General features: G+C 66.2%; 7 protein-coding genes and 2 pseudogenes. 8 read left to right on the plus strand and 1 reads right to left on the minus strand.

What is annotated here, in order from left to right; all coding sequences use genetic code 11:
- The 3 genes and pseudogenes from WBH99_RS12635 to recB form a co-directional block, all read left to right on the plus strand.
- Positions 1-1677: pseudogene (locus WBH99_RS12635) on the plus strand (exodeoxyribonuclease V subunit gamma); the annotation flags it as partial.
- Positions 1674-2576, plus strand: a complete 903-nt coding sequence (locus WBH99_RS12640) for a cation diffusion facilitator family transporter (protein ID WP_424220450.1) — start codon at positions 1674-1676, stop codon at positions 2574-2576. The pseudogene WBH99_RS12635 and the gene WBH99_RS12640, both read left to right, overlap by 4 nt.
- A gap of 156 nt (positions 2577-2732) precedes the next feature.
- The gene (recB, locus tag WBH99_RS12645) at positions 2733-6512 is read left to right on the plus strand and encodes an exodeoxyribonuclease V subunit beta (RefSeq protein WP_424220451.1); all 3780 of its coding nucleotides are present in this window, start codon (positions 2733-2735) and stop codon (positions 6510-6512) included.
- A 23-nt stretch (positions 6513-6535) separates the two neighbouring features.
- Here recB and WBH99_RS12650 read toward each other — a convergent pair whose 3' ends face one another.
- Complete coding sequence (locus WBH99_RS12650) at positions 6536-7255, minus strand: FCD domain-containing protein (protein WP_424220452.1); 720 nt, start codon at positions 7253-7255, stop codon at positions 6536-6538.
- Between the two features lie 239 nt (positions 7256-7494).
- Here WBH99_RS12650 and WBH99_RS12655 point away from each other — a divergent pair, with 239 nt between their 5' ends.
- The 5 genes and pseudogenes from WBH99_RS12655 to WBH99_RS12675 form a co-directional block, all read left to right on the plus strand.
- Positions 7495-7830 (plus strand): 2Fe-2S iron-sulfur cluster-binding protein, encoded by a 336-nt coding sequence (locus tag WBH99_RS12655; protein ID WP_424220453.1) that lies wholly within the window; start codon positions 7495-7497, stop codon positions 7828-7830.
- A 131-nt stretch (positions 7831-7961) separates the two neighbouring features.
- Entirely contained in the window at positions 7962-8891 is a 930-nt protein-coding gene (locus tag WBH99_RS12660) for a catechol 2,3-dioxygenase (RefSeq protein WP_424220454.1), read from the plus strand.
- 3 nt (positions 8892-8894) lie between these two features.
- The gene (locus WBH99_RS12665; RefSeq protein ID WP_424220455.1) at positions 8895-9320 is read left to right on the plus strand and encodes a GlcG/HbpS family heme-binding protein; all 426 of its coding nucleotides are present in this window, start codon (positions 8895-8897) and stop codon (positions 9318-9320) included.
- Positions 9321-9378: 58 nt separating this feature from the next.
- The gene (locus tag WBH99_RS12670) at positions 9379-10839 is read left to right on the plus strand and encodes a 2-hydroxymuconic semialdehyde dehydrogenase (RefSeq protein WP_424220456.1); all 1461 of its coding nucleotides are present in this window, start codon (positions 9379-9381) and stop codon (positions 10837-10839) included.
- Between the two features lie 325 nt (positions 10840-11164).
- Positions 11165-11492 (plus strand): annotated as a pseudogene (locus tag WBH99_RS12675) (2-oxopent-4-enoate hydratase); the annotation flags it as partial.

Raw genomic sequence — 11492 nt, forward strand, 5'->3', positions numbered from 1 at the left:
GTCCTGGCCCGGCCCCAGCCGGCCGCCCGGTGGCGTGAGCTGTGGCAGGCCCAGCTCGACCTCTGGCTGGGCGAACATCCGGCCGCGCCGGAAGACGCCGAAGCCCTGCGCGTCGTGCTCGCCACCCTGGGGCCCCTGGCCCAGGCCATGGCCGAAGGGGAGGCAAAGACCCCGATTCCCTGCGCCGCCGCCCGTGCCGCCCTGGAAGATGCGCTCGAAGCCCAGGCCCGGGGCGGCATGCCGTCCGGCAGCATCACCTTCACCGCCTTGCCCAGCCTGCGCCAGTTGCCCTACCCGCTCATCTGCCTGCTGGGCCTTGACGATGGGGTCTTTCCCCGTCCCGAGCGGCCTCTGGAATTCGACCTGACGCCCCTGGAAACCCGGCCCGGAGACCGGCAGCGCCGTCAGGACGAACGCAATCTGTTCCTCGACCTGATCCTTGCCGCCCGGAAGGGCCTCTACCTGAGCTACACCGGCCGCAGCCAGCGGGACGACTCGCCGTTGCCGCCGTCGATCCTGGTGGCGGAACTGCTCGAATGCCTCTGCCGCGCCACGGGGGCGCCCCCCGAACGCCTGCGCCTCGGCCATCCGCTCCAGGCCTTCTCGCCCCGGTATTTTTCCGGGTCGGAGGATAAAGATGAACGGCGGGTGAGCTATCACGGCCGCTACGCCGCCGCCCTGAACCAGCAGCGCCAGGTGCCGCCGGAAATCCCCGCCTGGAAGGCGGCGGACGAGGATGAGGATGACGCGGGCGCCCGCCCCGCCCGCCAGCCCCGTTTTTTCAGCGCCCCCCTGGCGGCGGTTCCCCTCGCCAGCATCCGTCTGGCCCAGCTCCAGGCCTTCTTCCACCACCCGGCCAAGGCCCTGCTGCGCGAACGCCTGGGCCTGAGCCTGCCGGGCACAAAAGCGGAACTGGAAGACGAAGAACCCTTGCTGCTGGACGGCCTGGAGCGCTACCGGCTCGCCGACCGGCTGTTGCCCGCCGCCCTTGCCGGGGCGGGGCGCGAAGCCCTGCTGGCACTGGCCCGCTCCGGCCCCGAACTGCCCAGTGGCGCCATCGGCGAGGCCCTGCTCCTGGGTGAAGTGGAAGCCTTGCTGGCCTATGTCCGGGAACTCCAGCCCCGCCTGGCCGGGCTGGCCGATTCGCCGCTGTCCTGCGACCTGCAGGTGGCCGGCCTCCGGCTGTCCGGCGTCCTGACCCACTGGGGCCCCGCCGGCCTGCTGCGCTACCGCTGCGCCCGGGCCGGCGTGGCCGATTACCTCGGGGCCTGGCTCGACCATCTGTGTCTGAACGCCCTGGCTCCGACGGGTGTGACGCTGGAGAGCACCCATGTGGCGCGCGACAAGGTGTTCCGCTTTTGCCCCGTGGCCGAGCCGCTGCCGCTGCTGGCCGAACTGCTGTATAGTTACAGGAGCGGCCTGAGCGCGCCCCTGCCCTTTTATCCCAAAACCGCCTGGGCTTTGCAGACCGGCGGCGCGGGCAAGGCCATGCAGCAATGGCAGGGCGTCCAGCAATGGGCGGGCGAGGGCGATGACCCCTGGTGGTCCCTGGCCTTGCGCGGCGAGGCGGAACCCCTGGGCGAGGCGTTTGCTGAACTGGCGCGCCGGCTGCTGCTGCCCTTGCTCACGCATCTGGACGATCCAGAAATCTCCCGGCCTGAAGAGGCGCATCCATGACGACGCAAACCAACCTCAAACCCTACGCCTGGCTTTCCATTGCCGCCGCCCTGGCCACCATCGGCCTGAAAACCTGGGCCTGGTGGCTGACGGCTTCCGTGGGCCTGCTGTCTGACGCCATGGAATCCCTGGTCAATCTGGCCGGGGCCGTGATGGCCCTGTCGATGCTGCATCTGGCCGCCCAGCCGGCCGATGCAAAACATGCCTACGGGCACAGCAAGGCCGAGTATTTTTCCAGTGCGTTCGAGGGCTTCCTGATTCTGGTGGCGGCGCTCAGCATCGCCTGGGCCGGCATCGACCGGCTGCTGCATCCCCGGCCGCTGGAGGCTCTGGGGATCGGTCTGCTGGTGTCGGTCGTGGCCTCCATCATCAATCTGGTCACGGCGCGCATCCTGCTGAAGGCGGGGCGGCAGCATCATTCCATCACCCTGGAGGCCGATGCCCATCACCTGCTCACCGATGTATGGACTTCGGGCGGCGTGATCCTGGGGGTCGGGGCCGTGGCGCTGACCGGCTGGCTCTGGCTGGACCCGGCGCTGGCCCTGCTGGTGGCCGCCAACATCGTCTGGACCGGGGTGCAACTGCTGCGCCGCTCCGCCGCCGGCCTGATGGATGCGGCCCTGCCGCCGGAGCAGCAGCAGGCCATCGAAGCGGTGCTGGCCGCCTATCAGCAGCAGGGCATCGGCTTTCATGCCCTGCTGACCCGCCAGGCGGGGTCACGGGTCTTCATCTCGGTGCATGTGCTGGTGCCGGGGCACTGGAAGGTGCAGCAAGGCCATGATCAGGTGGAACGGATCGAGGCCGACATCCGCCGGATCATGCCCCGCGCCCATGTGCTGACCCACCTGGAACCCATTGAAGACCCGCTTTCCCAGGAAGATCTGACGCTGGACCGCTAGCACCGGCGCCCCGGTCCTGCCTGCCGGGCAAGGGCGGCAAGAGCGGGCCAAGGCCGGGCACGGCGATCAGGCCGGCAAGGGAGGGGTGACCCGGATGGTCGGATCCCCCTATACTGCTTTGCCGTTTTCCTTTCTGCCTTGCCCGAGTATGGATTCATGACAGTCAGCCAGCCCCTGGATGTTGACCGCTGCCCCCTGGAGGGCATTGCCCTGATCGAGGCTTCGGCCGGCACGGGCAAGACCTGGGCCATTTGCGGCCTGGTGCTGCGGTTCCTGGTGGAGCAGGAACGGTCCATCGACCAGGTGCTGGTGGTGACCTTCACCAATGCCGCCACCGCCGAGTTGCGCGAGCGGGTGCGGGACCGGCTGGTGGAGGTGCTGGCCTGGCTCGAAGATGAAAGTGCAGCACAAGACCCGTTCATTCCCCATTTCGTCGCCAGCCTGGAACACGACAAGGGCCTGGCGCGGCCCCTGATTCAAGTCCGGCTCAAGGCGGCCCTGACCGCTTTTGACGAAGCCTCGATTTTCACCATCCACGGCTTCTGCCAGCGGGCCCTGGGGGACAGCCCCTTTGCCGCCGGCCAGCCGTTCGCCCTGGAACTGGGGGATGGCAGCGACCTGATCCGGGAAGTGGTGGCCGACTTCTGGCGCCTCAATATCGCCCACGGCGAGCTGGCGCCCGCCTTCATCGCCTGGCTGACTGGCCGGGGTTTCAATCCCGGCCAACTGGAAAGTCTGCTGCGCCGCGCCCTGAAAAAGCCCCTGGCGACGGCCCTCTGGCCGGACGGCCTGGAGGGCCTGCCTCCCCCCGCTACTGCGGATATGGAACAGGCCTACCAGGAAGCCGCCCATTGCTGGCAGGCTCAGCACGCAGAAGTGATCGCTCTGCTGCAAAGCCGGCTGGCCGATCTCAAGTATTTCACGGCCGCCGATCTGGACTGCGGCGCCCGGGAATGGGAGGCCTGCTTTGCCGCCGCCCAGCCCCTCGCCCCCCTGGGAGAACAGGCCGCCTGTTTCCGCCAGTCCGTGCTTACGGGCAAGAAGACCCGGGCCGGCAAGGCGCCCCCCAGCCATCGGTTCTTCGAACTGGCCGAGCGTTACTGCGCTGCCCGGGACGATCTGGATGCCTTGCTGGAAAACCATAGGCTGGCCCTCTACCAGCGCTTCCTGGCCTGGGCCCCGGCCGCCGTGGCCGAGCGCAAGCGGGCCCGGCACCGGGTCGATTTCGACGACCTGCTGCTGAACCTGTACCGGAGCTTGAGCGGCCCGCGCGGCGAGACCCTGGCCGCCAGCTTGCGGCAGCGCTTCCCGGTGGCCTTGATCGACGAATTCCAGGACACGGACCCCCTGCAGTTTGCCATTTTCCAGGCCATCTACGGCAGCGGCGCACAGCCGTTATTCATGGTGGGCGACCCGAAGCAGGCCATCTACAGCTTTCGCCAGGCCGACCTGCACACCTATCTGGCGGCCCGGAAAAAAGCGGCTGCCCACTATCATCTGGACGCCAATCAGCGCTCCACGGCAGGCGTGATCGCCGGCATCAACGGGCTGTTCGGGGCCAATCCCCGCGCCTTCATGCTGGACGAGCTGGATTTTCTTCCCGCCCGGCGCGGCGAAAAGCCCCTCAAACCCTTCACCGACGCCAGCGGCCTGGCGCGCAGCCCCTTCCATTTCTGGCAACTGCCCGGCGACGATGAAACCCTGCTGAGCAAGGCCGAAGCCCTGCATAAGGCCGCCGCCGCCAGCGCCGAGGAAATCGCCCGGCTGCTGGGCGCCGCCCGTCAGGGCCTGGTGAGCCTGGGAGGCCAGCCCCTGAGTCCGGGCCGGGTGGCGGTGCTGGTGCGCACCCACAAGCAGGGCCGGCTGATGCAGGAGGCCCTGGCCCGGGTCGGGCTGCGCGCCGCCGAAATGGCCCAGGACAGTGTCTTTTCCAGCAATGAAGCCGAGGATCTGGAACGGCTGCTGCGGGCCCTCCTGGAACCGGCCCGTACCGGCCTGCTCAAGGCCGCCCTGGCGACGCCCCTGGTGGGGCTCGACGCCGCCGCCATCGCCGTGCTGGGCGAGGACGATGCCGCCCTGGGGGAATGGATCGCCCGTTTCAGCCGCTGGCAGCAGTGCTGGCAGGCCCGGGGCATCGCCGTGGCCCTGGGCGAACTGGGCGAAGGCCTGAATGTTGCGGCCCGGCTGCTGGGCATGGCCGACGGCGAGCGGCGCCTCACCAATCACTTGCACCTGACCGAACTGCTGCACCAGGCCGAAGCGGAGCTGGCCCAGCCCGGCCGGCTGCTGCACTGGTTTGCGGCCCAACGGCGCGAGCCGGGAGCGGACGAGGCGGCCCAGCTGCGTCTGGAATCGGACCAGGATCTGGTCAACATCGTCACCATCCACAGGGCCAAGGGCCTGGAATACGATCTGGTGTTCTGCCCCTTCCTCTGGGAGGGCGGCATCAACCCCAAGGGCGACGGCCTGCCCGGCCAGGCTTACCACGATCAGGATCAGCGCCTGGTGCTCGATTACCGGGCCGAAGGCGAGGCCCTGGGCAAGGCCGCGGCCAAGCTGGAACAGGCGGCGGAACTGCTGCGCCTGTACTACGTGGCCCTGACCCGGCCCGTGCAGCGCTGCTATCTGGTCTGGGGCCCCTACGGCAAAGCCGGCAAAAATGGCATGAGCCGCACCGAAAGCAGCCGCAGCCTGCTCAACTGGCTGGTGGCGGGGCAGGATATGAGCCCCGAGGCATGGCTGACGGTGGAGGGCCGCAAACTTCCCGATGCGCTTGCCCTGAACGAGGCCTGGCAGGGCCTGATCCGCAGCCTCGAAGCGTGCTCCGAAGCCCTGCCCGAGCCGGGCCGGCATGTCCTGGCCGCAACCACCGCCAGCGGCCGTTACCAGGCCCGGGAAGCCCGGCGCCACCTGCGCCCCAACTGGCGCATCGACAGTTTCTCGAGCCTGCTGCGGGGCACCCGCCTGCCCGATCATGACGGCAGCGACCACGATGCCCAGGTGCCTTGGGTGCCGCCTGGGGCCGACGGCGAACCGCCCGCCGGCGCGGCGAGCGTGGCGCCCACGGATTGCCTGCATTTTCCCCGTGGCGCCCGGGCCGGCGATTGCGTTCATCATCTGTTCGAGCATGTGGATTTCAGCCAGCCCGACACCTGGGCCCCCGCCATTGCCGCCGCCCTGGACCACCACCCCCCAGGCGATCCGGCCCTGCGGCCCGAACATCAGGCCATGCTCGGGCAACTGCTCAGCGCTGTGCTGCACACCCCCCTGGCTCTGCCGGGCAGCCGCACGCCCCTGCAACTGGCCAGCCTGGACTGGTCCCGGCGCAAGGTGGAAATGGAATTCCACCTGCCCATGGGCCGCCTCGACCCCCAGGGGCTGCAGACTTTGCTCGCAGCCCACGGGGAGGCGGTGCCGCGCCTGGGCTTCCCGGCCCTGCAAGGCTTTCTCAAGGGCTACATCGACCTGGTGTTCGCCCACGAGGGGCGCTATTACGTGCTCGACTGGAAGAGCAATCACCTGGGCTGGAGCCCCGGCGATTACGGGCCTGCCGCCATGGACTCGGCCATGCTCGAACACGGCTACCGGCTCCAGGCCCGCCTGTACCTGCTGGCCCTGCACCGCTTCCTGGCCTTCCGCCTGCCCGGCTACGACCCGGCCCGGCACCTGGGTGGCGCCTGCTACCTGTTCGTGCGGGGGGTCCGCCCCGGCTGGCAAGTGGATGAGGCGCAGGGCAGGCAACAAGCCGGCGTCTGCCTGCTGCCCCCCCGACCGGAACTGATGCTGGCCCTGGAAGGCCTGCTGGGGTGGCGGCAAGGCCAGGCCCCCGGGGCCGGGGACGGGTTGCGGGAAGAGGCGCAGAAGCAATCGGCAGGGCCGGGTTTGGGCAAGGCCGTGCCAGACCTCGAAGTGACCGGCAAGGTTGCAGGGGCTTGAACGGAAGCCGGGGCCGGCCTGGGCTAGCTGCGGGCGCCGGATTCAGCGGAGGCCAGCGCCGCCGCAGGGAGTTGGCGGATGGACTGGAGGGTGAGCAGGATATGTTCGTTCAGGAGTCTGCACGCCCGTTCTTGATCCCGGGCCAGGGCGGCCTTGACGATGGCCGTGTGCTCGGAATGCAGGTCCCGGGGAATCGCACGGGTCGTGATGGAGAGGTGCCGGTAGCGCTCCGACTGCCGGTACAGCACGGCCAGGAAGTGCTTGACCCAGCGGGAGCCGCTGGCATCGATCAGGGCTTCGTGGAATTCCCGGTTGCGTTCATCCCATTCCTCCACCTCTGCCGTTGCCTGGCCACCCAGCCGTTCTTCAGCTTTCGAGAGCCGATGAAAGGCGGCCACCAGCCGGCCTTCCCAGGCGTCGTCACCCCTGGCAATGGACTGAAGCAGCGCTTCGGTTTCCAGCAGGGCCCGGGTGCGGGTGATGTCTTCCATGTCGGCCAGGGAAATCGGTGCGACCCGGAAACCGCGCTGCCCCTGGGCCACCACCAGGGCATCCGCCACCAGCAGGGCCAGCGCTTCGCGCAGGGTGCCGGCGCCCACCTTGTATTCGTCCTTCAGGTGCTCGACCCGCAGCTTTTCCCCGGGGGCGCGCTTGCCGGAAATGATGTCCCGGCGCAGTTGCAGATAGGCCGCTTCAGCCAGGGTCTTGGGCTCGGGATGGAGGCTGTCGCTCTGTGTGTTCATGGGGGGGTGGATTGAATTTCTGGCGGCCATTCTACGGCAAGGTTTTTTTCGCGCCAGGCAAAAAATCCCGAGAAAATGTTTGACTCGATGCGAGACTGGTTTTACAGTCATAATATCGGTAAAACAAGAAAATCTCGATATTCGCTATCACCGATATTCGCTGTCACCACAGGCCGCTATCACTACAGGCCGCTATCGCCACAGGCCGCTATCGCGGTGAGCGGAAGGGAGGAGGAGAGATGGAACAGAGGAAACATTACACGGTCGTGATCCGGGAAACCGGCGAAAGCTACCGCTGTCAGGATCAGGAAAGCCTGCTCTCCGGCATGGCCAGGCTGGGCCGCAAAGGCATCCCGGTCGGCTGCTGCGGCGGTGGCTGCGGTATCTGCAAGGTGGAGATGCTGTCCGGGGATTACGCCAGTCGGCCCATGAGCCGTGAGCACATCAGTGCCGGGGAAGAAGCAGCAGGCGTGGTGCTGGCCTGCCGGGTGTATCCCCGTAGCGACGTGACCCTCCGGGTAGTGGGCAAGATGGAAAAAAGCGTGTTCCGGCCCCGCGTGCCGGCCGCAGCTTGATGCCGTGCAGTCTGGGGCCGTGTTTTACTGCCTTGCCCGAAAGTAGTCCAAAGGCAAGGCAGAAGGCAGCAACCGTAACTGGCAACTTCGAGTGGCAACTTCGTGCAACTACAAAAGAGGAGACATGAATCATGGCAATGACAGGTGTATTACGTCCGGGGCATGTGGTGTTGCGTGTGCTGGATCTGGAAGAAGGGATCAATTTTTATAAAAACGTCCTGGGTCTGGTCGAAACCGGACGGGATCAGCAGGGCCGGGTCTACTTCAAGGCCTGGGATGAGCGAGACCACAATAGCGTGCTGATCCGCCAGGCGGATACGGCCGGCCTCGATTTTTTCGGCTTCAAGGTCGATAGCCCGGCTACGCTCGATAAACTCGAAGCCGACCTCAATGCTTATGGCGTCAGCACCGAACGCATTCCGGCCGGGGAAATGCTGGAGACCGGCGAACGAGTCCGCTTCCTGCTGCCCACCGGCCATGTCTTCGAGCTCTACGCCGAAAAGACCGACGTCGGTAACGGCCAGCCCTATGTCAATCCGGAGGCCTGGATTCCAGCCGCGGAGCATGGCATCGCGCCCGTCCGTTTCGATCATCTGCTCTGCTACGGGCCCGATATCGAAAAGGCCCAGGCCATCTTGCAGGATGTGCTTGGCTTTTATCTGGTCGAGCACATCGAACTGGAGGATGGATCGGGAGATCTGGGCATCTGGCTATCGACCTCGATCAAGGCGCACGACATTGCCTTCGTCCGCCATCCGGAACCGGGCAAGCTGCACCATGTTTCCTTCCTGCTCGAAAGTTGGGAGAAGGTGCTGCGTGCCGCCGACCTGATGTCGATGAACCGGGTTGCCATCGATATCGGCCCAACCCGCCACGGGGTTACCCGGGGCACGACCATCTACGCCTTTGATCCTTCCGGCAACCGTTTCGAGACCTTCAGCGGGGGCTACCAATGCTATCCGGACGGCAAGCCGATCAAATGGAGCCAGAATGAAGTCGGGCGCGGCATTTTTTATCACGACCGTGTCCTCAACGACACCTTCCTGACCGTGCTGACCTGAGCCATGCAGGTTCTCTCTCCCGTTCCCGGCATCACCTGGGAGGCGGCGCATGCCGCGGTGCAAGCCGCGGTGCGCCATGCCGAAACCCAGGGCTGGAAGATCAATGTGGCCGTGGTCGATCGCGGCGGCAACCTGATGGCTTTCCTGCGCATGCCCGGCGCCTTCATCCACTCCATCGACCTGGCCATCGACAAGGCCTATACCTCGGCCAGTTTCGGCTTTCCCACCAAGGACTGGATGGGAGCCATCGGCCACGACGAAGGCATGAAACTGGGCTTTACCAGCCAACCCCGCCTGATCGTGTTTGGCGGCGGGCTGCCGATCCGGATGGGGGACGACTGGATCGGCGGCATCGGGGTCTCCGGTGCTTCCGAAGCCGAAGATGTGGAATGTGCCCGGGCCGGACTGGCGGCCATCGGGATCGCCTGAAGAAGACACAGCAACAGCAGCACAGATCAACATGGATGACATAGATAAGGATGGAAAGATGCTAGCCAACAAGATACTGAACTTCATCAACGGCGAATTCGTCGCTACCGACAAGTGGTTCGAAAACCGCACCCCTACCACGAACGCCGTGATCGGCCAGGTCGCCGAAGCCGGCAAGGCCGAAGTGGATGCCGCCGTGGCCGCCGCCCGCGCCGCCCTGCAAGGCCCCTGGGGTTCCATGCCGCTGCCCGGGCGGGTCGAACTGCTGGAAGCCCTGGTGGCGGAAATCAACAACCGCTTCGAGGAATTCCTGGAGGCCGAGTGTGCCGACACGGGCAAGCCCCGCAGCCTGGCCGCCCATATCGACATTCCCCGTGGCGCCGCGAACTTCAAGGTGTTCGCCGACATGGTCAAGAATGTGCCGACCGAATTCTTTGAAACCCCCACCCCTGACGGCCGCACCGCCATCAACTACGGCTATCGTCGTCCGGTGGGCGTGATCGGTGTGATCTGCCCCTGGAACCTGCCCCTGCTGCTGATGACCTGGAAAGTCGGTCCGGCCCTGGCCTGCGGCAACACCGTGGTGGTCAAGCCCTCCGAGGAAACCCCCCGCACCGCCGTCCTGCTGGGCGAAGTGATGAACAAGGTCGGGATTCCCAAGGGCGTATATAACGTGGTGCATGGCTTTGGCCCCGATTCCGCCGGCGAATTCCTGACCACCCATCCCCATGTGGATGCCATCACCTTCACCGGCGAAACCCGCACCGGCGAAATCATCAGCAAGGCCGCCGCCATCGGCTCCCGCCCGGTTTCCCTGGAAATGGGCGGCAAAAACGCGGCGATCATATTTGCCGATGCCGATTTCGACGCGGCCATCGAAGGCACCCTGCGTTCTTGCTTCGTCAATTGCGGCCAGGTCTGCCTGGGCACCGAGCGGGTGTATGTGGAACGCCCCATCTTCGAGAAGTTCGTGGCCGCCTTGAAGGCCGGTGCCGAGCAGATGAAGATCGGCGTGCCCGAAGACAAGGAAACCGGCATGGGGCCGCTGATCAGCAAGGAGCACCAGGCCAAGGTGCTGTCCTACTATCAGCTCGCGGTGGAGGAGGGGGCCACGGTGGTCACCGGCGGCGGCGTGCCCGACATGCCCGGCGAGTTGAAGGACGGTTGCTGGATCCAGCCCACCATCTGGACCGGCCTGCCGGAAACCGCGCGGGTCATCAAGGAAGAAATCTTTGGCCCCTGCTGCCACATCGCTCCCTTCGACACGGAAGAAGAAGTGCTGCAGAAGGCCAACGACAACCAGTACGGCCTCGCCACCGCGATCTGGACCCGGGACGTTTCCCGCGCGCACCGGGTCGCCCAGCGGATGGAAGTGGGGCTGGCCTGGGTCAACAGCTGGTTCCTGCGCGACCTGCGTACGCCCTTCGGCGGCTCCAAGCAGTCCGGCATCGGGCGTGAAGGCGGCGTGCATTCCCTCGAGTTCTATACCGAACTCAAGAACGTCTGCATCAAGCTCTGAGGCCCGTCATGGCCATCAGCACCCACCCCGGAACCGGCCGCACGGCGGTATGGTGAGCGCGGCATCGCCATCAAGCCGCATGGCCTGGGTTGCGGTGCTGCGGTGCCGCTGCTGCCCGGCGGTGACGGCCAGGTGATCCCCTGGCCCATCCTGCCGGCAGCCGGGATTGATCGAGCGGGCCCCCTGTTTTGCGCCTTCGGCCGGTGCGGCCACCGGGCCCAAATTGGATACATTGGATACACTGGACACAGATCGCGCTTCGTGCGGCGGTTCGGCGATTGCCTCGCCGAACCGGACGCCCGAGGCCAATGACAAGGAAATTGGCATGGCACTGGACGAGAAAACCATCATCGCCTTGGGCGACGAACTATACACGGCACTGACCCAGCGCCAGACCCTCGACCCCCTCACCAGCCGGGGTCTCGACATCAGCATCGAGGATGCTTACCACATTCAGCAGCGCATGCTTGCCCGCCGCCTGGAGAAGGGTGAGAAGGTCATTGGCAAGAAGATCGGCGTCACCAGTGCTGCGGTGATGAATCTGCTCGGGGTGCATCAGCCGGATTTTGGCTACCTGCTGGACGGCATGGTCTACAACGAGGGCCAGTCGATTTCGATGGATACGCTGATCCAGCCCAAGGCCGAAGGCGAGA

Origin of the sequence: Azovibrio sp., from assembly GCF_049658005.1 — a bacterium.
Lineage (GTDB): Bacteria > Pseudomonadota > Gammaproteobacteria > Burkholderiales > Rhodocyclaceae > Azovibrio.